The sequence below is a fragment of the Nostoc sp. LEGE 12454 genome (genome assembly GCF_056620565.1).
Map to the genome: position 1 here is coordinate 1 of NZ_JBWQXL010000029.1, position 23,533 is coordinate 23,533.

Sequence of the window (23,533 nt, forward strand, 5' to 3'; positions counted from 1 at the left end):
CGAATCGTACTTGTCTTGAATGCTTTCTACTACCTGCTTATCAGACATATAAGCCTTTAATTCGGTTACATTCCGATCATCTAACCATTCGGCAAATTGTTCAAGTTATTTTTACATGATGCCTTAGTTAAATTATTTGATATCTGCATTGACAATTTTTGTAAAGTGAATTTTCGATAAATTTACTGTTTATCAAGGGTGATAGTTGCGTAAGTCCTGTATGTAAGTAGTGACTTTATTACTTAATCAAATCAATACAAAGTTAGTCACAATTAGCACTTGTAACTTATTAATTAACTGTTATAACTAATTGTATACATCAACTCTTGTATGTACTAGCTTTATCATTTACTAGAAAAAAGATTTTCTAGCAGATATAAAAGTCAATTACTAGTGAAGTCTACAAGCATATTAGATAGTTTTGATGGGCTAAAATTATTAGCCCAAGCTTTAGTTTGTAGTAAAGTACAAGATGCAAAAATCGTAAATAATTAAGGGAGTCATCTTGTGGAAAAAAGAAGAGAAAATGGGGGAATAGTTTCAAAGGCTATTTCGTTCCTGTTAAATCGTATAACTTTGATTGCGCTTGCAGTTACTCTTGTGCTGTTTGTTGGAGGTAAGTTTGAGGTAGCAAGTGCAACTCAACCTAATGCAGAATTAGAAATTCAAAAATTAACATCCTGTTACGCCCTAGGAACTGACGCTATTGGTAGAGGAAATCTCCAAGAAGGAAAGAATATTTATCGGGATTGTTTTACTCAAGATTCAGTCCTCACCGCCATTTTTCCTGATGGGGCGACTCAAACAAATTATGGGACAGATTCTTGGGCAGATTTTGTCTATTCAGTATTTCAAGGAAATGGTTATACGGCTACTCAACACTTGATGGGTACAATAAACATTTCAGTTCAAAATAATCAAGCAACGATGACTTCTTACCTACATGCGACTCACAAACGCTCGGAAACTAGCATTGATGTTGCTAATGGCACTTATGAAGATCAAGTCGTTAACAGAAATGGGCGTTGGAAAATTCGTAATCGTACTCTCAAACTCATCGATTTCTTGAATCTCAGTTCGCCAACTACTGCTTCTTCAAGCACTAATGCTCGAAGCGCTAATTCCTCAGCTACCTTTATAAGACCAAATATACCTCGTATAAAAGAATAATTCTTGAGACCAGAATGGTATTAATAGGGGTTGGATAAGTATTCTTTACGTCTCTAAAAACCTAGAAAAAGGGGTGAATTCCAATATTCACACCCTTTTTTATTTGCCATTTGATTGAAACATAGTGCAAGATCGAATCCAGTCTGATATTCAATAATTAGAAGCTTTAACTAAGTTTTGCAGTCAGCCTATATTCTGTTTGATGTATGAATATAGAAGTTCGCGATCGCTTCGAGGATTTACAATTAAGCATGGACTATTCCCGTGACTTCCATTACTGACAATCACTACAGTAATGCCCATCCGGGGACAAACTCCTAAACAACTGGTGCTAACCACCCGAAAATCACCCCATAATCCTTCAAACTTTAAACGAGATTTCAACCAATTCTCTAAATCTTCGGAAGCGCTTGAGCCTAACTGCTCGTTTGCACATTGCGAACACACAAGCACCAAAGCAGATTCCCATCGGGGAGAAACAGTTGGAATAGAAGTTTCTAATCGAGTATTTATTAGAGGCGATGGTTGCTGAGAATTGGATGCAGACCTCTTGAGGATACATTTGAATAATGCTTTAATACGCTGTAGGAATTTTTTCATGGACTACCCCACCTATTTCTTTGACAAGATAGTGTAAATTTCCTGTTTAGTCTGTTCTACTAGAACGTCCAAGAAATACTAGTCTATGCCAAGTCGTTTGTAGATGATGTAGAATTTTCACCTATAGACGCCAAGGGGACATGATATTACTATCTTTAATTGCAACTCAGTATTACAATCTAGGGGTTCCCACTCGCTGGGGAAACTATATGGAAGTAAAACATGACTAAGCTGATTGAATACGAAGAAGCCAGCGACGAAGTACGTGCAGTGTATGACGACATCCGCGTTACACGTCAGAATGACTACATCAATAACTTTTGGAAAGCCATAGCTAACCATCCTCCCACCCTGCAACGAACGTGGCAAGCATTAAAGGAAGTGATGGTTAGCCCTGGTGAGATCGATCCACTGATGCGCGAACTGATTTATATTGCTGTGAGTGCGACGAATGGCTGTGAGTACTGCATCGCCTCGCACACAGCGGCAGCACGTGCCAAGGGTATGAATGATACTATGTTCGGGGAACTAATGGCGATCGCAGCCACAGCCAATATGACCAATCGCCTCGCCAACGGCTATCAAATTCCGGTGGACGAGAAATTCAAAACGTAGGAGTTTAGCTTTGTCTATCTCTACTTAAAAATAAGGTTTAGCAGAATCATTTACTATGCCCAAGGTTCAGATTAACGGGATTGATTTGTTCTACGACATTAAGGGAACGGGTGAGCCTTTGCTATTAATAGCTGGCTTTCTTTGCGATCATGCCTATTGGTCGCTGATTATGCCATCGCTGGTTTCGCAGTATCAAGTCATTCGCTTGGATAACCGAGGTATGGGGAGAAGTTCTGCTCCCGAAAGCCCCTATAGTCTGAAGCAGATGGCTAGTGACGTTGCAGCATTGCTCGATCGCATCGGCATCGATCGGGTGCATTTAGCAGGTCATTCAATGGGTAGTCAGATAGCTCAAGAGCTAGTGTTAGCACGCCCTGAAAAGGTAAAAAGTCTGATGCTACTTTCATCTTTGGCAAAAGGTGATGCATTATTCAACAGCATCATTGAGACTTGGGGCGAACTTCCTAGCAATGTAGACCTAAAACTTTATGAAAAAGTCATATTGCCCTGGATATTTACAGATGCCTTCTACTCAATTCCTGACATGATCGAAGGTCTGATTGAATTTGCTATCAGATATCCTTTCCCACCTGCGACTCATTCACTCTATCATCACAGCCAAGCCATCCTTAGTAGTGACACAATAGACCGCCTCCAAGAAATTCATTGTCCTACCTTAGTTATGGTTGGTAAACAAGATATTCTTACTCCGCTAAAGTTTTCTCAACAACTTGCTCAAGGTATTCCCAATGCTGAACTTGTAGTCATCGAACGTGGTGGTCACGGCTTCTTGATTGAGTCACCGGATGCTGTGGTTGCAGCCATGCTCAATTTTCTGGGGAAGTTGAAGCCAGCTTATAGCAATTTTTGATTCTTAAGAGAATTTACCAAAACCACCGCCGCCAGGAGTTTCTATTACAAAAACATCCCCAGTTTCCACTTCTACTGTTGCTGTGCTGTCTAAATTCTCTTCAATTCCATTCTGACGTTGTATCCAGTTTCGTCCTACTTTTCCTGCCTCCCCATCATTTAATCCAAAGGGAGGAATAACCCGATGACCAGAGAGAATATTAGCTGTCATCGGTTCAAGAAATCGAATGCGGCGGACAACTCCATTACCACCCGAATATTTTCCTTTGCCACCGCTATCGGGACGAAGACTAAAGCTTTCTAAAAGTACAGGATAACGAGTTTCTAAAACTTCTGGATCGGTCAAACGAGAGTTAGTCATGTGAGAATGAACACCATCAGTACCATCAAAACCAATTCCTGCGCCAGAGCCGCCGCAGATAGTTTCATAATATTGATATTTCTCATTACCAAAGGTAAAATTATTCATCGTTCCTTGAGAAGCAGCCATAACACCCAAAGCACCATATAAAGCATCCACAATAGTTTGAGAAGTTTCTACATTACCTGCGACTACTGCGGCTGGATAGGTTGGGTTGAGCATACAGCCAACCGGGATAATAATTTCTAGAGGATTAAGACACCCAGCATTCAGAGGAATATTATCATCAACTAAAGTACGGAAGACATATAAGACTGCTGCTTGAGTTACAGCTTTAGGAGCATTAAAATTACTATTTAGTTGTAGAGAAGTTCCAGTAAAATCAATGGTAGCACTACGATTTTTTGGGTGAATTGTTACTTTAACTTTAATTTGCGATCCATCATCCATTTTATAAGTAAATGAGCCATCCTTGAGAACTGCGATCGCACGCCTAACAGACTCCTCAGCATTAGCTTGCACAAATGTCATATAAGCCTGAACAGTATCAATCCCGTATTGTAAAACCATTTTACAAAGTTCTTGAACTCCCCGTTCATTTGCAGCAAGTTGGGCTTTAAAATCAGCGATATTTTGATCGGGGTTACGAGCAGGATAAGTATGATTTGCAAGGTGCTGTCTGACTGTGGTTTCTCGAAAATTTCCCTCTTCAACTAAAAGAAAATTATCAAAAAGAATTCCTTCTTCTTCTACTGTGGTACTGTGTGGAGGCATAGAACCGGGAGTAATTCCACCAATATCTGCTTGATGTCCGCGAGAAGCAACGAAAAATAGGGGGGTAGGGAATAGAGTATTTTCACTACTTTCCAAAAAAACAGGGGTAATTGCAGTGACATCAGGAAGGTGGGTTCCGCCGTTATAGGGGTTATTAGATAAATAGACGTTTCCCGGTTTTAGGGTGTTACCTTTATCGTTAATTAAACTGCGGACACTTTCACTCATTGAGCCTAAATGTACGGGGATATGAGGGGCATTCGCTACTAATAATCCCGATGAATCAAAAATTGCGCAGGAGAAATCCAGTCTTTCTTTGATATTTACTGATGTGGCTGTGTTTTGTAACACAATTCCCATTTGTTCGGCGATAAATTGATAGAGATTTTTAAATATTTCTAAGCGAACAGGATCGGGTTGAGATGTTGTGTACATTTTTAATTCGTATTTGTTTAAATTCAATGAGTTACTTAACATTTGCTGATGTAAGTTGAGTTAAACAAAGTGCAACCCAACACAAAAATTGATTCATGTTGGGTGTCACTTCACACATTATGTTCTCGACCTATAAACCTCATACATTAAGAGGCTACCTGCTACAGCAAGATTGAGAGAGTCAACCGCACCTACCATCGGAATCCGAACAAGATACTGGCATAAGTCTCGCTGTTCTGGGGTTAGACCTTGGCGCTCCTCGCCCAGGAAAAGAAGAGTAGAATTGGGATAATTAAACTGATGAAATTCAGACATCCCATCAGGTGAAGCACCAATAACAGGACAGCAGTGGTTCTGTACCCAGTGACGCAGCGCAGAAAAGCTTGTGCGTACAAACTTCTGGTTAAAAAGCGAACCCATAGATGCCCGAATAACATCGGGAGCAAAGGGATCTACGCTATCTTTGATAAAAATAAACCCAGCACCGCCAACAGCTTCTGATGTGCGAATCAAGGTTCCAAGGTTTCCTGGTGAGCGAATAGTTTCAAGAGCCACCCAGCACAAATCAGATTTTGGCGAGATATCACGCAGCTTGAACCATCGCTGACGAACAATTGCACCAACTCCAGAAGCACGTTCACTTTGGGAAATACGTCGAAACTGTTCGGGTGTCAGCCTGATGCAAGGAACACCAGAACGCCGAGATTGCCGAACTAGTTTCCGCGCTAAAGGTGCTGTGAGCAGTTTCTCACTAAATGCGATCGCTAAAATATCAAAACCGTTGTCAATTACCTTTACAAAGTTACGCACACCTTCGATGTAGAACAATCCAGAGGCGTCACGATGTGCGCGGTCAAATTGGAGCCTTTTAACTTCAGTTAGCGTAGCCTCAACATCTAACCGTTCATGGCTGGAACTATTAACACCAGCCATCCTCCTTCAGCAGAGCTACTTGGCTCTCTAGATAAAAAACTTGAATTAGCATGGGATATTGCGGAAACTATACCGCAGACATCAACTTCACTGCGATCGATATTAGCACATCTTTATTCTAAGTTAGGTGTATTTAACTTTCCATCTAGACAAAGCTGGTGAATTTCCGAAGGAAGAGAAGATAAATTTAACATTGAAAATCTCCGAATATTTTTCTGAAACTTAGTATTTTCGGTTAATTAAATTAAATCATAAATTTCTATCTAAAACGTTGCAAAATTAAATGATTACGTTCAGTTAATCTTGCTTCCCAGTTTGGTTCAACTACAATCGTGCTAATTTTTTCGATAATAATCGCAGGGCCATTAATACTATTTTCTGGTTGTAAATCTTCCCGTCGATAGACAGGAGTATTATGCCATTTATCAGCAGTAAACATCCTGACTGTCTCAACAGATACAGGTGTTTCATATAGAGAACGTGTACGAATAATTAAAGGTTCTTCGGGAGTATCCATTTTCTGAATTACTTCCACTGAGGCTGATTCAACAATTAAATTTTTATCTAATTGAATGAAACCATAGCGAGATTGATGCTCAGTCTCAAATTCTTGTCGCATCACTACTACCTCATCGGCAAAATTAACGGTCAAGATAGAGTTAGTACCCTCATATTTCAAGTTAGCTTTTCGGATTACTTCTAATTGACTGTGTGCTTCATTTATTTCACTTCTCGCTTGGGTTTCTAAATATCTCATTAACTGCTCTAATTTAGAAATTAATGCTTGGGTTAAAGGCTGTTCTACTCCTCCTTCTCTAATCGCCCGGACATCAGCTAATCCCATTCCATAAGCAGAGAGAACACCAGCGTAAGGATGTAGAAATATCTTTTTCATTCCCAAAATATCGGCAATTAAACAAGCAACTTGCCCACCTGCACCACCAAAACAACAAAGCACATATTGGGTAACATCATAACCTCGTTGCAGACTAATTTTTTTTATTGCATTCGCCATATTTTCCACTGCGATCGCAATAAATCCAGCCGCTACTTGTTCGGGAGTAGAATGATTTAATGTAGCGGCTTGAATGTCTTGGGCTAATTGTGTAAATTGCTGAATAACAGTATCTTTATCTAAAGGTAAATTACCATCAATTCCAAAAACCGAGGGAAAATATTGCGGGTGGATTTTACCTAACATCACATTGGCATCAGTAACCGCTAATGGCCCCCCGCGTCGGTAACAAGCAGGGCCAGGATTTGAACCAGCAGATTTAGGGCCGACACGATAACTAGAACCATCAAAAAAGAGAACTGAACCACCACCAGCAGCAATGGTATTAATTGCTAATACAGGAACTCGCATCCGCGCCCCAGCAATTTCTGAATCTAATTGTCGTTCATACTCTCCTTTAAAGTGGGCGACATCTGTACTTGTCCCTCCCATATCAAAGGTAATTACTAACTCAAAACCTGCTCTTTTACTAGTTTGAACTGCACCGACAATTCCCCCAGCCGGGCCACTCAAAATACTATCTTTGCCTTGAAATTGTTCGGCTGCGACTAAACCGCCATCAGATTTCATAAACATTAATTTTACTCCAGGTAACTGACTCGCTACTTGGTTGACATAGCGGCGTAGAATCGGAGTTAAATAAGCATCGACTACTGTTGTATCTCCTCGACTGACTAATTTCATTAACGAACTAACTTGATGAGATACAGATATTTGTGTAAAGCCGATTCCTTGGGATATTTCGGCTATTTGTTGTTCGTGTTTAGGATAGCGATCGCTGTGCATAAAAACAATCGCACAACTCCGAATTCCTGTATTGTAAACTGCTTGTAAGTCATTTTTGGCTTGTTGAATATTTACAGATATTAATTCATTGCCATGAGCATCATAACGTTCATCAATCTCAATCACCTGCTCATAAAGCATGGTTGGTAAAATGATATGACGGGCAAAGATGTTAGGACGGTTTTGGTAGCCAATTCGTAGCGCATCTTTAAACCCTTTGGTTATGAAAAGAACGACGCGATCGCCTTTTCTTTCTAACAGTGCATTTGTTGCTACTGTTGTCCCCATTTTTACCACTTCTATCGCTTCATTAGGAATGCGATCGTTGCTAGCAATACCTATGATATCTCGAATACCTTGGATAGCTGCATCTTGATATAGTTCGGGGTTTTCTGAAAGTAGTTTGTAGACTATAATCCATTGCTGATTAGGCAGAGAGACAATTAAAAAACGTTCGGGATGTTTTGAAACTCCATCGATAATTGCTTGATTATTAGTAACAGCAACAATATCTGTGAATGTACCACCACGGTCAGCAAAAACCTTCAACATTACTCTGCTTCCTGTATAATCATGAGAAATTACGAAATAGCTCAAATACCCGTTGTCAATTAATATTCATCTACAAATTGAGGATGAACCCAGAGAAATTCGCGGCGTTTGTTTTGCACCCGCACTAGACCACCAAAACTAGGATCTTTTTCTTTCAATAAGGCGTGTAATTCTCGCAAAATCGAGCCTTGAGCGCGGATTGCATCGCCTTCCAAGAACGAGGCATCGCTCTTGGACTTTCCAGTTAAAGCCATATCACTTCCCTTCAAAGTAGACTCGATGCTTTTCTGTCCCAAATCGAGTTGTTCTTCAATGGCTTTGTAGGTGCTATCATCCAGTATAAATTTAGTTGCCGAACCTGCTACAGGTAAGACTAGGCTCAGGGTTCCGGTCAAAATTCTGAGATAGGGGACTGCCTTGGTGAACCACTCACGCGGCAAGTCTAATTCATAGACTCCCTTTTTCTTGTCGTTGGGATTTAAGGCTGGAAGTGGCTGACGTGCGTGTTCGCACCAGAGGGTAAGTTGAAATTTGGCACTAATCCATTTGGGGCGATCGAAAAATCCTGGTTCAATGGGCTTAAAGCTGAACAGGCGCGGCCCATCTTTTGCTTCATCGGTGAGCATCTGCATTAGTTCTGCAAACTGCTGATCGACCTGGCTTAAAATGGTGCGTTGCTCCTGAGATAATACCTGAAAGCGTGCTTGATCTAGGCGATCGTACATAACCAAATCTTGGCGGATGACGTTTAACTCGTCTTTCACAATGTATCGGAACTGCTCAATGCCAATTTCTTGGGATGGGGGTTGAGCAGTTGGTGCGTTATTCAGCAATTGATCGATGTTTTGCCATTCGCCACACCCGGAAATGGGACACGGGAACTCATGGCGATTTTTCTTTTTGCTTTCAATTAGTTTCTGTACCTCAAACAGCCCGTTTCCAGGGGCATTCATACCGCAAGTTTTAATGCAGGGAACCATCACATTACAACGCAACCCTTCCCAGAAATTCTCGACTAGCCATTTAATCTCTTCCGTGAGATATGACAGAAACCTTTCGGGATAGGCTGCCCGTACTGTAATTTTTACATCACTGCCAACATACTCCAGCAATGCCCGACCGTTGTAGTCATTGTCAAGCATTAAGCCCCGTTGCCAGTGGATGCTGTCTTCGTAATTCGCCCGTCCCAGTGAGTATTTGTGCAACCGAACAATCAACTGGTAAAATAATCCTTCTGCTACTGCAAACTGTCCGCGACTGTCTACAATGCGGCAGATTTGCGCTTGTTGTCTATCTCCGGCTTCTGGTTGCTCTCCCCAATTGGGTAATGGCTCCGGGCGTGTGTCGGGAACAAGTTGAGCAATCAGGCTGGTATTGCTAGTTTCTAACGGATCGAATACCACTTTGTAGGATAGATCAAAGCGTTCCATCAGCCGCAGAAAGATTGGATGCAATTTTAAGGGGTAGCCTTCTTCGCCTGCAAATGGCGGATGGCTCCACAACTGGCTGAGATGCTCAAATTCCACTAAACCGTTGCGTTTGCGTGTCGTTTCATCATCTAGCACGAAGCTGATCGCTTTTGCCAGCCAGTCGGGTTTGAGGATGACGATATTGCGTAGTGTTGAGTCGTTATGATAATGGATGAAATGCCCTAGTATATGGGAGATGCGAAGGAAGAGTTCTGCTTGCTCCTCATCGATTCCCTGTTCAGTGCAGATGGCAATAACATCATCGTATGGCAGATAGGCTTTGTCACTTGTCTGTAAGGTTTTTCGCACCCGTTGCCACTTTGCTGGAACGGAACGCCCCATTTCGGGAAGAGATGCAGCGACACGAGCAATAGCTTCTTTTAATTCTGCAAGCCCAGTGCAATGTGTCCTATCTTGGTTGGGTTTGCTGTCTACATGGAAGAAATCAATTACTGTATCTTTGCCGAATTGATCGAGAATTTCTTGTCTGTCAATATCCGGTTGTCGCTGTCCGGGACCACCGTGAGTTGCAACGACCAACACCTTTGCATCTGGTTCTCGATTTTTGATCAGCGTAATCCACTCTTTGACAAAGCCCTGCTGGGGACCTTCCCGTGGCTTCCAGATTACTAGATACACGGCTGGCGCACTGAAAAACAACTGGTGCGTCGGTCGATACACCCGTTGACCGCCAAAATCCCAACCATTGAGTGATATCTCTGTACCACTGTCGGGATCGGTGATGATTACAGATTTAATTTCAATCCCGTGAGTTGTGGGGCGACCATCCACCCATTCATCTCCCCGCAATGCTCCTAACAGGCAACTCTTGCCCACTTCACCCTCGCCAACTAGAATCAGTTTGGCTTCATTCAGAGTTATCTTTTCTTGTGCCTGTGCCCGCAGGTATTGCAAAACAGCTTTTGTGCCTTGTTTGTAAGCGGCTGCAAGGTCAGGGTTAAGAGGGTTGTTGTCGAGGTAAAGCTGTTGCAATCCAGTCAGGGATGCGATCGCTTCTGGCAGTTCGGTCAGTTGGTTGTTGGAGAGATCAAGCTGGTGCAACTGAGTCAGGGATGCAAGTGCTTCTGGCAGTTCGGTCAGTTGGTTATTGTCGAGGTTAAACACTTGCAACCCAGTCAGGGATGCGATCGCTTCTGGCAGTTCGGTCAGTTGGTTGTTCTGGACGTTAAGCACTTGCAACCCAGTCAGGGATGCAAGTGCTTCTGGCAGTTCGGTCAGTTGGTTATTGTCGAGGTTAAACACTTGCAACCCAGTCAGGGATGCAAGTGCTTCTGGCAGTTCGGTCAGTTGGTTGTTGGAGAGGTAAAGCCCTTGCAACCCAGTCAGGGATGCGATCGCTTCTGGCAGTTCGGTCAATTGGTTGTTGGAGAGGTCAAGCTTTTGCAACCGAGTCAGGGATGCGATTGCTTCTGGCAGTTCGGTCAGTTGGTTGTTGAAGAGGTAAAGCTGTTGCAACCGAGTCAGGGATGCAAGTGCTTCTGGCAGTTCGGTCAGTTGGTTATTGTCGAGGTAAAGATTTTGCAACCGAGTCAGGGATGCGATCGCTTCTGGCAGTTTGGTCAGTTGGTTGTTGAAGAGGTAAAGCTGTTGCAACCGAGTCAGGGATGCGATCGCTTCTGGCAGTTCGGTCAGTTGGTTGTTGGAGAGGTCAAGCTTTTGCAACCCAGTCAGGGATGCGATCGCTTCTGGCAGTTGAGTCAGTTCGTGGCTGCCGAGGTCAAGCACTTGCAACTGAGTCAGGGATGCGATCGCTTTTGGTATCTCAGTGAGTTCCATATTCCTGAGATTGAGTTTTATTGCTCTCTCTTGCCGTGCCTTTTCAATGCGCTGCTCTGCTTCGCAATAAGCTCTATCTCTTGCCATGAGCAAATCCTTTCTCTCACTACCAAAATCGGAGTAATAGCCAGACTCTTATTCTAATGTCAAAAGTAGATTCAGCTTAATACAGAATTTCATTAATTCATAGCGAATTAAATTTGGCGATACCCTGCATTGTTAATGCGTCGGTCGCCTTGTTAATGTGTCGGCTTGCATCGTTAATGCATTATCCTGTATTAAAAACGTTACGCTTTTACGTAAAACTGTACCTATTTATTTTATTTTGGTTAAAAATTTAACCACGCCAGATGGCGTTGACAATTTAGATAGCTTGCTGATTTAGCGGAATTACAATTACAAATTCTGTTCCCTTCCCAGGAGCAGAAATACATTGCAATGTTCCCTGATGTTTTTGGGTGATAATCTGATGACTAATAGATAAACCTAACCCAGTACCTTTATTAACTGGTTTAGTCGTAAAAAATGGTTCAAATAATTGTTTTTGTACCTTTTCTGGAATGCCTATACCATTGTCGCCAATGCAAATAACTACCTGATTCTCACTAGTGAGTTTAGTCTGAATGCTTATCTGGGGAGTAAGAAGCGTTTTTTCCCCTACTCCCCACTCACCATTTTCTACTGCCTCTTCTAAAGCATCGATCGCATTTGCTAAAAGATTCATAAATACTTGATTCAGTTGTCCAGCATAACATTCTACTAATGGCAGGTCGCCGTATTCTTTAATCACTTCAATTGTTTGATTGTTAGATTTAGGTTTGAGGCGATGTTCCAGAATCATCAACGTATTATCTATACCCTCATGGATATTCACAGCTTTCATCTCTGTGTCATCTAACCGGGAAAAGTTTCGCAGAGATAAGACAATTTCTGTGATTCGTTCCGCACCAACTGTCATCGAAGTTAGCAAGTTGGGCAAGTCTGCAATCAGAAAATCTAAGTCGATTGCTTCTGTTTGTTTTTGAATTTCCGTGACTGGATTAGGATAGTTTTGCTGGTATAGTTGCAGCAGTCTCAACAAGTCTTGGATATATTGATTGGCATAGCCGACATTGCCATAAATAAAATTGATTGGGTTGTTGATTTCATGCGCTACGCCTGCTACTAACTGCCCCAAACTGGACATTTTTTCACTATGCACTAGTTGAGATACTAGCTGCTTTGCCTCTTGGCGCAATTGTGCTTCTGAATATCGCAATATCTGCTCTGCTTGTTTGCGCTGAGTAATATCGTGGAGAATCACGACATATTCCTGAAAATCCTGATGGGGTCTATCTGAAATGGAAACTTCCAGAGTTCTGTTTTTTCCATTACCGATTAGAATTTGTTCGCTACGCTTTGTCCACTGCTCTGGATAGTAGACTAATGCAGGTAGCCATTTGTTGAGGTGATTTCCTGGTAATTCAGATGGGTTGACACCAAAAAACGATTCAGTGGCTGGGTTAGCTTGCTGGATAATGCCTTGATTATCTACAACTAAAATACCATCCTGGGCGACAGTAAACAAGTGTTCGGCAACTTCACGGGCTTCTGCGATCGCAACCACTTGCGGTAAACTTGTCCAACAAGCGATCGCTACTCCCACAAATGCCACGCTCATCAGTAGCACCACAAATATATTCTCACCGCCCGCAGTCGCCACTTTATTAAGTTTGACGCCAAATAACCAGCCAACTGCCACGGCGCTGCACAGTAAAAAAATCAGGATGCTCACCTGAAGAATTACTGAATCTTTAATGATTACCACAGGGCGCGTGCGATATCGCCGCATCCACCAATCAGGATGGAAAGCAGGGAAGTTCATACGGCGAATCACCGCATCTATGCCCATAACACCAATGGGAAATAATAGCCCAATTAGCAAGTTGAGCCAACCCCAGGCAAATCCGCCCACGAACAGCACTACAACTTCTAATAGCAGAATGGCCAAAGATATGCGAGGAAACAAAACTTCTGAGCGATCGCGCCGGAGCCAAAGCCCCAGATGCAGTAACATAAAGGAGACAAACCAACCGATGTTACCAACAGCGACGATTCGCGCCACATCTCCCCAAATCAGATAGATTAAGCACAATATCAGTGTCAATGTCAATGCTGGGACAAACACACCCCGACGTGAAACAACTGAAAATACTGGTGAAATGTGTTTATCTAAAGCCAGTTGATACAAAATTCGCGGGCAATTAGAAACCACCGTTGCCGAACCTAAAAGACAAGCAGCTACCAGCAAAAAAGAAACACTTACACCAGCGAACCTTCCCCAAAAAGGCTGGGAAGCTGCCGCAAGATTCAGAAAAGCATTATCTTTAAGGTTGGGATTTGTTGCTAACCGCATCACTACCCAAGACCCTCCCAAAAATATGGGTGGCATCATCCAGGCACCAACATTTAGAAACCGTAGCGTCTGGGTGGGATGGCGGCTATCGGCGACAAAGGAAGAAGCCGTTTCACAACTGTAAGTTGCATAAGTGACGAAAAAGAACCACTTTGCCCAATCCATGAAGCTCAAAGATGACCAACTGCTAGGAAAAAACCCAGGACTAACGGGAGAAAACGCTAACCAGCCAAGACCTTGGATACAGAAGGTCATTAGCAGTGCAAAGGCTGGAATGACAAAAAACAAATGTAAAATGCTCAGGGCGCGAGTCCCACTAAACGCCACGATAAAAGGTAACAGTGTAAAGCTAATATCCAGAAATATGTCTGGACAGGTAATACCCAGCGTCTCTAAATTTACTTTAATTAAATCTCTGAGTACGATTGTATTCACTGATAAGTAAGAAACCCAGTTGAGGAGGTATCCAATTGCTGCATAGCGAGCAAGTCCTGGGTAGTTTTGCAGTAGCTTGGTAGCATAGTTGGGTGTTCCTCCAGCTACATTAATGAAATGCAAACCTAAGCGTTTTACCTGATAGTTGAGCAGCATTCCAAAAATCACCGCAGGTATCCAAACAAAAATAGCTTGGGAACCGAGAGCAGCATGAATTGCTGGAACCAATGCTGTCCAAGAAATATGAGCTGTCAAACCAAAGCCCCAACTTTCAACAGCACTCAAGCTTCTAGTTAAGCGAGGGGAAGAAGATTGGCCCAATGTGGAATGAGCAAAATCGGACATGATTAGCAGTGTTCGGTGGGATACTGTAATTAAGCTTATTAGCTAGAGTTCCCATCTCGTAAATCTTCTGCACAAAAACTTTTTGTACGGAATCATACTTAAGATGTTAATACATCTATACATCAAAGAAAATTCACTTTCCGACACCAGTGTTTATTGCCCTCATCCCCCAACCCCTTCTCCCAATTTGGGAAAAGGGGAGCTAATTTCAAAGTCCCTCTCCCAAGTTTGGGAAAGGGATTTAGGGTTAGGGCTTGTGATTCACGCAAGAAGTCTATTAGAGAATTTTCGAGCGTGTATCTGCCAAGGCGGGAATTTTAACTTCTGTTTCGGCTTGTAAGTCAAAGTCATACCACTCGTTACGCCATTGCAGACGAAACTTCAAACGCGTCCAGTTGGGTGGTAGGTTGGGACAGGCAACAGGGCCAAATTGAGTCATCCGAATGCCGCCAAACCCGAAAACTACTGCTTGCCATACTCCTCCAGCACTGGCGGCGTGAATTCCTTCGGCGGCGTTCAGTCTCACATCCTCTAAGTCTACCAAGGCCGATCGCAGAAAGTGTGTGTAAGCTTCGGTTGGTTGATTGAGGTCGCAAGCTAAGATAGCGTTAATGGCTGGGCCTAGTGAAGAACCAAAACTGTGGTCGGTGCGTTGGTTGTAATAGTCCCAGTTGGTGGCGAGGGTGTTATAGTCGTAGCGATCGCGCAGTAAATACAGAAGCATCAACACATCTGGCTGTTTGAGAATCTGCTTTTGGTTTGTAGCTTCAATTCCCAACAAACCTTGCAGAGATTTGCTGCGCGGTTCGTAATCAGCCAGGTTAACGTCTTCTAGCTGGAAAAAGCCTTCAAATTGTTCAATTAAACCAGTTTGAGCATCTTCGTTTACAAATAGACGCTCTTGAATTTCCGCCCAATGGTGCAGACGCTCTGTGGTTAAGTTGAGTTTTTGCACTAGTTCTGCTGAGGTTTCAGGATAAGCTTGTTTGAGCCAATCCCACAGTCCCAAAGCTGACTGCAAATGCCACTGTACCATGAGATTGGTGAAGGCATTATTATCGACGCGATCGTGATTTTCATCTGGGCCAATTACATCTAGGATGTCATAGCTGTGGCGCTCTTGGTTCCACTGCACTCGACTTTCCCAGAAAACAGCCGTATCAAGAATAATTTCCGCGCCATAATCCCGCATCCAGTCATCATCGTTGGTAGTCTGCCAGTAGTGCAAAATTGCATAAGCGATATCTGCGGTGATATGCACTTCAATGTCACCGCACCAGATGCGGATTAATTCACCGTTGGGAGCCGGAACCCAGCGCGGAGTTACTTCATCGCCAGTAGTAGCACTTTCCCAAGCATACATCGCTCCTTGATAACCGGCTTCTTGAGCTTTGCGTCTCGCTCCTGGTAGGGTGTGGTAGCGGTAGGTGAGTAAGTTACGCGCTAGAGCTGGTTGAGTTAAGGTGAGGAAAGGCAGGATGAATATTTCTGTATCCCAAAAGATATGTCCGCTATAGGCAAAACCGGAGAGGGTTTTGGGAGGAATGCTTACCCGGCTATCGTGACGCGGTGTTACAGCTAGTAATTGGAAGAGATTGTAACGGACGCTCAATTGAGCCAAGCGATCGCCTTCTATTATAATGTCACTGTCTTGCCACACTTGCTCCCATGCTGCAATGTGAGCTGCCAATAGGGTAGTATATCTCGGTTCATCAGCGAGTCTTTGTAAGGCGGCAGCAATGGGAATTTCTGTCTCTCGTGAAGTAAACAGGGTGACAATTTTTTCTACAGTTACCGTTTTTCCGGGATATAACTCTAAGGTGGTTGTCAAAGTGGGAGAACTAGAAGTATTTTCGACGCTCACGGATGCAGTCTCATCACCATCTACCACTAACTTAGCTGCCATCCCAAGTTGAATATTTGAGTGAAGAGTTGTACTGTTTAACCAGATAATCTGATTTATGCCACCTTCGTTTAAGGTTCGCCAATGTTTAACGCCTTGGGTATGTGGTTCGCTGTCAAATCCGGCTTCAACGGTAATTTCACCCTCAAAGTCTACCGATGTAATTTGAGCGCGAATCGCCAAAACGTGTTGGTCTGCTAAACTGGTGAAACGCTCGAAGTGAAAATCTAAGGTATGACCATTAGGACTACGCCACCGCACATCACGGCTAACTAAACCTAAGCGTAAATCGAGCCGACGTTCGTAGTTGAGAATTTCACCACTGTCCATACTAAAACGTTCCCCAGCCACTTTCACCACCAATGGCAGCCAGTTGGGACAGTTTACCAATTCGGTATGAGTAATTGTCACATCATCATAAACACCGTGGATGATTACGGCTGGAAAATCCTGTGGATATCCTTCCTCAAATGTACCCCGCACTCCTAACAACCCATTACCAAGAGTGAAAACAGTTTCTTTGTGATGTAACTGCGTCGGGTTAAACTCCGTTTCAATAACGTTCCAGTCAGTATTGTCAATTAATTGCTGATTTTGTTGAGAATTGTGAGTGGATACGTTGAGCATGAGTTATAAAACCTATGTCTTGGGAGTTGCTGTGGGCAGGATGCAGTAAAATTAGGAGCAATCTTGAAGTGATTAACTCCTTTTCTTTAGCGTCTAGATTAAAAGATAATCTCAACGCTAAAAAACACGCTTCTGATAACAGTAGCGTTTCAAATTTCATCTGTCTACAGTTAGATTTCTTTAAAAATGCCAGTTATAACTCATAAATCTCAACTAGCTACGAATTGATTCAGGTTTTCATCAATTTGTTTCATATTTACAATTAAGGGAAGACGCGATGAATCGCCGTCTCTACAATCATCAGTTCTTTGTAGAGACGGCGATTTATCGCGTCTTTGTCTTTGTGATGGACGTTAGTCATATTTTATTTTGGTTGGTAAAATCTACAGGTGCAGTTAAGTAACGTTTTGTTCTTTTAGCAGAAGTGGTATATTGGCACTTGACCTGACCGAGTACAAACTATGCATAAGCCCACAGGACAGGAAACTAGAGGTGTTGTACTCAGTACTACAGGACAGGAAGGGGGAGTGGGCAGATGAACAAAAATACTGGGCAAGGTAATGTTTTTTCTCTGTTTAAAGGCGTAGCTCTAAGTCGCATTTTGGTAGCGTTGTTTGTACTGCAAATCTTGCTAGCTGTGGGATTGACTGCATACTTATCAATCCACAACGGGCAAAAGGCAGTCAATGAGGTAGCTAGTGAATTACGTCATGAAGTTGGCAATCGAGTCGAGCAGAATTTACAAACTTACTTGGTAACGCCGCGTCAGATACTAGGCAGCAATCAAAATCTCATTAACATGGGGTTGCTGAAGATAGAAAATCTGGCAAACTGGGAGTCATACTTAATCGAGCAGTTAAAGATTTTTCCAGATGCATTGGCAATAACTGCAAGCAACGAGCAAGAATATTTAGCGTTGGAGAAGTTCAACGATCGCCAATTTTTACTCAGAAAAGCCGATAAGTCAACTGGGTACGACCTCTACACCTACATAATTGACTCTCAAGGTCAACGTACTCAATCACCAGAAGTAATCAAAAACTATGATGCGCGATCGCGTCCTGATTATCAAACAGCAGTTACCGCCAAAAAATTCAGCTTTAGTCAGATTTTTACACCCCGCACTGAACCAACACTCTTAATTAGTGCTTCTCTTCCCATTTATAACTCCCAAGGCGAACTACTCGGAGTCAACAGCACTCTCACTCACTTATCACAAATTGGGGATTTGCTGCAAAACATCAAAGTTGGCAAGTCTGGGCAAATTTTTATTATCGAGCCATCGGGGCTATTAGTTGCAAGTTCTACCAACGAAGAACCATTCCGCTTACAAAATGGTAAACCCATTAGATTAGCAGCTTCCCAAAGCGGCAATTCTTTGACTCAAGCAACCGCTAAATACTTAGCAACTAAATTTAGTAACTTTGACCAAATTCCAGGTTTACAGCAACTAGATTTTTCCTTAGACGGCAAACGGCAATTTTTAGAAGTTAGACCCTTCGAGGGCGAACCAAATGTCAATTGGTTGATCATAGTGGCTGTCCCAGAAGCAGACTTTATGGGACAAATTAATCGCAACATTAAAACTACAATTTTTCTTTGTTTAGGAGCGTTGGGACTAGCTATTATATTGGGGATTGTCACCGCCAGGTGGGTTACTGTGCCAATTTTGCACTTCAGCAAAGCGACAAAAGATTTAACTGATTTTACCAACAGCGAAAACTCAGTGGTGAAAGTACAAGGGATTCAAGAACTAGAGGTGCTGGGTGGATCTTTAAATGAAGTGGCGCAGGATTTACGCAAAACCTTTACTGCACTGATTAGTAAAAATGAGGATTTAGAACTGCAAGTTAAACAGCGAACTCAAGAATTACAGCACGAGGTTGAAGAACGCATTAACAGCGAACGAAAACAGGGACAGCATCATCAAGTACTTACAGAATTGGCAAATCACAAAGCGATTTTTGAAGGAAATTTAGAAACAGCATTCAAAGCGATCGCAGAAAAAGCAGCCAATGCCTTAGAAGTAGAACGAGTCAGTGTGTGGTTATTCAATAGCGAGCGCACCAAGCTACAATGCATAAGTCTTTATGAACGTAGCAATCAGAAATATTCGGCAGGTTTGGAACGCAACCTTGCAGATTATTTAATCTACTTTAAAGCTCTATTGGCTTCTGGTACGATTGTCGTCTCTGACACTCGTACCGATCCACGGGTACAAGAATTATCGGATAAATTGCTCGAACCAAATAATATTGTGTCCCTAATTGATACCAGTCTTTGGGTTGGAGGCCAAATGGTGGGAACAGTATTGTACGAACAAGTTGATATTCCTCGGAAATGGGAACAGAGCGAGCAAAACTTCGTTAGAGCGATCGCGGAAATTGTCGCTCTAACTTTAGAAGTAGGCGATCGCAAACGTGCAGAATCCGCTCTACGTGAGGCTAAAGAAATCGCCGAAGTCGCAAATCGTGCTAGAAGCACCTTTTTAAGAAACATTAACCACGATCTGAGGACTCCTTTAAACTCAATTATGGGAATCACAGAGGTACTCAAAGAGCAAGTGTACGGCCCTGTAAATGAAGAACAGCGTCAGTCTTTAAATATGCTCGAATCTAGCGGGAAGAACTTACTAGAATTAATTAACCAAATCCTTGACTTTACCGATACCGAATCCAGCAAGATCGAACTGCAACTAGCTACTACTTCGATTCAGGAAATATGTGACTTCTGCTTGAGTTTTGTCAAACATTTAGCCTTCCAGAAAAATATCCGGCTGAGGGCACAAATCCCTGAAGAACTCGAACCCATCCAAGTCGATGAACGCCGCATTCGCCAAGTATTTATCAACTTATTAACTAACGCGATTAAGTTTACTAAAGAAGGAGGCGAAGTCTGGATTGAAGTCCAGCCAAGTTCCACCAATGAATATATCTTTATCAGCGTGGTAGATACTGGTATTGGGATGCTTTCCGATGACCTTTTTAAATTATTTCAACCTTTTGTGCAAGTTGAAACTGCATCCGATCGTCGTTCTTCAGGCACGGGTTTAGGATTAGTAATGGTGCAAAAAATTGTCGAGTTGCATGGTGGAACTGTCCACGCCGAAAGTCAGTTAGGTAAAGGTAGTCGATTTACTGTGAAGCTTCCTTGGAAAAAAGTCAAGGAGTGGGGAGTCTAAGAGGTTGTTTGAAAAGTGGTATGTTGTGATTTTAATCGAATTATTACTCCCTTAATCCCCCCTTTTTAAGACAGGGCTGTTTCATTCCACAAGGGCAAAGAGTTATTTTTTTCACAACGCGATCGCTTAAGCTGAAACCTTTGTAGGACAATATTTTTACTTTTTTAACTTCATCGATAATCTGTGACGTGGAAAAAGTATTTGCCAAAAAGCTAGAGTTTTTGCCGGATAAAGAAAGCGAGTTCTTAATTTTGGATAAAGTCGAGCTAAGAAACTAAGCTACCGATAGCATCTCATAAATAAGCGATCGCGCTTTTTAGCACAACCCAGTAAACTAACGTAAATCTTGGGTTTCGTCTCTAGTCCCCAATAAAGAGTCCATTTCACAGAGAATTACAGCCTCTCCACCACCCCGCTTAACAGTGCAATTTAGACGGGGTGATTTGTCGTAAATATTTTTGGACTAATATTTATATTGTATAAAAAAACACTTTTATATAAGCTATGAGAAAGGCGATAAGCTAGGATTAAAATTTCTGGTTGACAGTAGAATTTTGAGAGTGTCAACCAAATTCTTTCTGTTCGTTGTTGCCAAAACCGGATGCTCCCCACTTACACCCGCTATTTTTCTTGAAAATATCTGAAAATATATGAAATTTAGAACCTTCAAATATCCTTTCGCACTCATCCTAGTCAGCTTCGGTTTTGTGCAAATAGCTGATGCTCAAACTCCTGTAGCTGAAACCTCTAACCTATCTCAAGAAGTTTCTGTACTTCGGAAACAGGGCCCAAAAGGGTTACAAGTATTTCTTAAATCCCATGCGAATACATTAAATACCGCTTCTTCAGGAGCAGTTCTACCTTCCCCTGCACTTCGGGTAGCTTTAGACGAACTTTGTCAACAACGGGATTGTTACGCCTCTCGTTTGTACTGGTACACTGATATAGAACAAGCCAAAGCTGCTGCTAGAACCAGTGGTAAACCCATTCTATCTCTGCGGTTATTGGGTAGGCTGGATCAAGATTTGAGTTGTGCTAATAGTAGATTCTTTAGGGTAGCGCTGTATCCGAATCTTGAAATTTCTAAACTGCTTCAAGACCGTTTCATTTTGCATTGGCAATCAGTGCGTCCTGTACCCAAAGTAACTATTGATTTTGGCGACGGACGCAAGTTGGAGCGAACGATTACAGGCAATAGCATTCATTATGTATTGGATGCATCGGGTCGTCCAATTGATGCTATTCCAGGATTATATAGTCCCAAAGCATTTTTGCGTCAGCTACAGCAGGCTGAATTAGCAGTAAAAAATTACAGTAAACTTACACCAAGCGATCGCGAGTCTTATTTAAGAAAATACCACAGCGATCGCTTAAATTCTATCCAAGCTCAATGGGTTGCAGATTTATCCCGCCTGGGTATCCAGGCTCCCCCTAAAATGGTAGAAATTCCCAACAATCCCACTCAACCACCAACAGCAGCAATAGCAAGCTCTTTAGCAGTTTCTAAAATGAGAGTTGAAACGCCAATGCTAACTGCTCTCCAGTCTGATGCTGAACGGAATCAAAACGCCTTAGCTGAAATTACTGACCAGAAAGTTTGGGACAAAATTGCTCAACTCTATGCCGCCGATGTCAAACTAGATCGAAACAGCATCTCTCTAATCAAAGCTAAAAAGTCTCAATCTGCCAACACTCAAGAAGATAATTTGCCGATAATAGTGAAAAATTTTGAAGCCACAATGGCTTTAGATACAGTCAGAAATGAATATATGCTGCACAGCCAAATTCATCAATGGTTTATGCAGGGTAAGCAAACAAGGAGTGTGGAAGCGCTCAATCAACAAGTATACGGACAACTATTTTTAACTCCTAGTTCTGACCCTTGGTTGGGGCTTTTCCCCAGCGACAGCTACAGCGCCATTGATAATGATGGCATTCGTTAGTAGCTCATAAACCAATACAGTTCAGTTAAGAAAATTGTAGCTACTAACTTACCCATAGCATTTTGACCTCGACCATATAAGGTAAAAGGGACATTCCATTTCAATATCGGCATACTACTCTCTAGCAGTTGTGTAAACCACTAGACTTCTTGGCATAAGTCGGGAAAAGGGAAAGGTGGAAGGGGCGGGGGGAAGGGGAAAAGGTTCTGTATTGTCCCCTTCCCCTTTAACGTTTACCCTTTTCCCCCTCTTGCAAAAAGCACTTTTGCAAGAGGTCTACTGACTAGTTTGCTCAACTTCGCTCTTGTTCTAACTTCCCAAATTACCAATCGCGGTAGAGTTTTTCTGCATAGAACATAATCTCTTCATTTGGCAATCTAATTTTTGGTTTTTGGCGAGGATACAAACTTTCAACTGCATTTGTATCCTGTTCAATAACTGTGGCTGCTGCTTGTAAAACTGAGTTTTGAAACAAGAATTTCATCAAAGGATTAACGACTTTGGCATATATCAAAATAAATGTCTTGGTAATTTTTTCTGTTTCAGGGTAGAGAATATGAATTTGAGCAATATCACCAATAGGCGTTTTCGCAAAAAAAGCTGTAGTTGAAGGAAAAGCGTATTCGAGTGTGTTAGCAAGCGTTTTAGGTAAGATTCCCAAAATAGGATTTTTGACAATTTCTCCTAGCGTGTTGTTGGCTCTCTTCAGTTCTTGTTTGACTGTGGCATAGTATCCTTTGTCTTCAAAAGAGCTTACATGACAATATGTAATTTTAAATAATTCTTTATGAGTACCATTTTGGTGATTATAGTCATAGTTAACCATCAGATTAGTCAAAAAATCACCCCGAATACTTTTATCCCCGGTTACTCCGATGAACTCATATTCATCAACAATTTTCTGATGCAAATCTGGGATGGGCAATGTTGGCTCAAATCCGGCATAAGTCCAGATACAATCATTGCTAATAATTAACTCTAATGGTTTGGTAATTGGCTGAGTGTCTTTTTTATCTCCTTGCTGTAGTCTGCCTTGTCCATCAAATTCTAGTGCATGAAAAGGGCAAGTAATAGTATCTCTTTCTTGACAAACCCAGCCGTCTGATAAAGGTGCTTGCATGTGCGGACAGATGTTATCAAGGGCAAACACTTCGCCTTTTTGGTTTTGCCAAATAACATAATCCTGTCCATTTAATGTGATTTTATTAGGTTTATTCACTCCCAATATAGATTTGTGCGCGATTAACCAAGGCGCACCTGGTAAAATTGGCTCCATTTATTTTTCCTCCAAAATCTTCAAAAGTTGTTTATTTAAAGTTCAGTAGAT

General features: G+C 42.2%; 14 protein-coding genes. 6 read left to right on the forward strand and 8 right to left on the reverse strand.

The window, feature by feature from the left end:
- The first annotated feature begins 507 nt into the window (after nucleotides 1-507).
- On the forward strand, nucleotides 508-1,170 hold the full coding sequence (locus AC1F2U_RS24155) for a nuclear transport factor 2 family protein (RefSeq protein ID WP_334836026.1): 663 nt from the start codon (nucleotides 508-510) through the stop codon (nucleotides 1,168-1,170).
- Between the two features lie 183 nt (nucleotides 1,171-1,353).
- Here AC1F2U_RS24155 and AC1F2U_RS24160 read toward each other — a convergent pair whose 3' ends face one another.
- Nucleotides 1,354-1,770 (reverse strand): hypothetical protein, encoded by a 417-nt coding sequence (locus AC1F2U_RS24160; protein WP_480263392.1) that lies wholly within the window; start codon nucleotides 1,768-1,770, stop codon nucleotides 1,354-1,356.
- 222 nt (nucleotides 1,771-1,992) lie between these two features.
- Here AC1F2U_RS24160 and AC1F2U_RS24165 point away from each other — a divergent pair, with 222 nt between their 5' ends.
- Nucleotides 1,993-2,385, forward strand: coding sequence for a carboxymuconolactone decarboxylase family protein (locus tag AC1F2U_RS24165; RefSeq protein ID WP_094350326.1), 393 nt, complete (start codon nucleotides 1,993-1,995; stop codon nucleotides 2,383-2,385).
- A 55-nt stretch (nucleotides 2,386-2,440) separates the two neighbouring features.
- Nucleotides 2,441-3,256, forward strand: coding sequence for an alpha/beta fold hydrolase (locus tag AC1F2U_RS24170; protein WP_480263393.1), 816 nt, complete (start codon nucleotides 2,441-2,443; stop codon nucleotides 3,254-3,256).
- A 3-nt stretch (nucleotides 3,257-3,259) separates the two neighbouring features.
- Here the strand turns inward: AC1F2U_RS24170 and AC1F2U_RS24175 are convergent, their stop codons facing one another.
- Both AC1F2U_RS24175 and AC1F2U_RS24180 read right to left on the reverse strand, forming a co-directional pair.
- Nucleotides 3,260-4,825, reverse strand: a complete 1,566-nt coding sequence (locus tag AC1F2U_RS24175; RefSeq protein WP_480263394.1) for a hydantoinase B/oxoprolinase family protein — start codon at nucleotides 4,823-4,825, stop codon at nucleotides 3,260-3,262.
- A 117-nt stretch (nucleotides 4,826-4,942) separates the two neighbouring features.
- Nucleotides 4,943-5,758, reverse strand: coding sequence for a TrmH family RNA methyltransferase (locus tag AC1F2U_RS24180; RefSeq protein ID WP_480263395.1), 816 nt, complete (start codon nucleotides 5,756-5,758; stop codon nucleotides 4,943-4,945).
- On the opposite strand from AC1F2U_RS24180, the gene AC1F2U_RS24185 reads away from it, so the two are divergent.
- Nucleotides 5,732-5,920, forward strand: a complete 189-nt coding sequence (locus AC1F2U_RS24185) for a hypothetical protein (RefSeq protein WP_480263396.1) — start codon at nucleotides 5,732-5,734, stop codon at nucleotides 5,918-5,920. The genes AC1F2U_RS24180 and AC1F2U_RS24185 overlap by 27 nt on opposite strands.
- 97 nt (nucleotides 5,921-6,017) lie before the next feature.
- Here the strand turns inward: AC1F2U_RS24185 and AC1F2U_RS24190 are convergent, their stop codons facing one another.
- From AC1F2U_RS24190 to AC1F2U_RS24205, 4 genes are all read right to left on the reverse strand, one after another.
- Entirely contained in the window at nucleotides 6,018-8,111 is a 2,094-nt protein-coding gene (locus AC1F2U_RS24190; RefSeq protein WP_480263397.1) for a hydantoinase/oxoprolinase family protein, read from the reverse strand.
- Between the two features lie 59 nt (nucleotides 8,112-8,170).
- Nucleotides 8,171-11,464 carry a leucine-rich repeat domain-containing protein gene (locus tag AC1F2U_RS24195; protein WP_480263398.1) on the reverse strand — a complete coding sequence of 1,098 codons (3,294 nt, stop codon included), beginning with the start codon at nucleotides 11,462-11,464 and terminating at the stop codon, nucleotides 8,171-8,173.
- 277 nt (nucleotides 11,465-11,741) lie between these two features.
- Complete coding sequence (locus tag AC1F2U_RS24200) at nucleotides 11,742-14,552, reverse strand: ATP-binding protein (RefSeq protein WP_480263399.1); 2,811 nt, start codon at nucleotides 14,550-14,552, stop codon at nucleotides 11,742-11,744.
- 277 nt (nucleotides 14,553-14,829) lie between these two features.
- A complete protein-coding gene (locus tag AC1F2U_RS24205; RefSeq protein ID WP_480263400.1) occupies nucleotides 14,830-17,082 on the reverse strand; it encodes a glycoside hydrolase family 65 protein in 2,253 nt (750 codons plus the stop codon).
- A gap of 535 nt (nucleotides 17,083-17,617) precedes the next feature.
- Here AC1F2U_RS24205 and AC1F2U_RS24210 point away from each other — a divergent pair.
- The gene (locus AC1F2U_RS24210) at nucleotides 17,618-20,263 is read left to right on the forward strand and encodes a sensor histidine kinase (protein WP_480263401.1); all 2,646 of its coding nucleotides are present in this window, start codon (nucleotides 17,618-17,620) and stop codon (nucleotides 20,261-20,263) included.
- Between the two features lie 650 nt (nucleotides 20,264-20,913).
- Nucleotides 20,914-22,206: a thioredoxin domain-containing protein gene (locus AC1F2U_RS24215; RefSeq protein ID WP_480263402.1), complete on the forward strand. Its 1,293-nt coding sequence runs from the start codon at nucleotides 20,914-20,916 to the stop codon at nucleotides 22,204-22,206.
- A 322-nt stretch (nucleotides 22,207-22,528) separates the two neighbouring features.
- Here the strand turns inward: AC1F2U_RS24215 and AC1F2U_RS24220 are convergent, their stop codons facing one another.
- Entirely contained in the window at nucleotides 22,529-23,482 is a 954-nt protein-coding gene (locus AC1F2U_RS24220) for a Rieske 2Fe-2S domain-containing protein (RefSeq protein ID WP_480263403.1), read from the reverse strand.
- Nucleotides 23,483-23,533: the final 51 nt, after the last annotated feature.

Coding starts and splice junctions, on each gene's coding strand:
- AC1F2U_RS24160 (WP_480263392.1), bottom strand. CDS start 1,770: ATGAAAAAATTCCTACAGCGTATTAAAGCATTATTCAAATGTATCCTC.
- AC1F2U_RS24165 (WP_094350326.1), top strand. CDS start 1,993: ATGACTAAGCTGATTGAATACGAAGAAGCCAGCGACGAAGTACGTGCA.
- AC1F2U_RS24170 (WP_480263393.1), top strand. CDS start 2,441: ATGCCCAAGGTTCAGATTAACGGGATTGATTTGTTCTACGACATTAAG.
- AC1F2U_RS24175 (WP_480263394.1), bottom strand. CDS start 4,825: ATGTACACAACATCTCAACCCGATCCTGTTCGCTTAGAAATATTTAAA.
- AC1F2U_RS24185 (WP_480263396.1), top strand. CDS start 5,732: ATGGCTGGAACTATTAACACCAGCCATCCTCCTTCAGCAGAGCTACTT.
- AC1F2U_RS24180 (WP_480263395.1), bottom strand. CDS start 5,758: ATGGCTGGTGTTAATAGTTCCAGCCATGAACGGTTAGATGTTGAGGCT.
- AC1F2U_RS24190 (WP_480263397.1), bottom strand. CDS start 8,111: ATGTTGAAGGTTTTTGCTGACCGTGGTGGTACATTCACAGATATTGTT.
- AC1F2U_RS24195 (WP_480263398.1), bottom strand. CDS start 11,464: ATGGCAAGAGATAGAGCTTATTGCGAAGCAGAGCAGCGCATTGAAAAG.
- AC1F2U_RS24200 (WP_480263399.1), bottom strand. CDS start 14,552: ATGTCCGATTTTGCTCATTCCACATTGGGCCAATCTTCTTCCCCTCGC.
- AC1F2U_RS24205 (WP_480263400.1), bottom strand. CDS start 17,082: ATGCTCAACGTATCCACTCACAATTCTCAACAAAATCAGCAATTAATT.
- AC1F2U_RS24210 (WP_480263401.1), top strand. CDS start 17,618: ATGAACAAAAATACTGGGCAAGGTAATGTTTTTTCTCTGTTTAAAGGC.
- AC1F2U_RS24215 (WP_480263402.1), top strand. CDS start 20,914: ATGAAATTTAGAACCTTCAAATATCCTTTCGCACTCATCCTAGTCAGC.
- AC1F2U_RS24220 (WP_480263403.1), bottom strand. CDS start 23,482: ATGGAGCCAATTTTACCAGGTGCGCCTTGGTTAATCGCGCACAAATCT.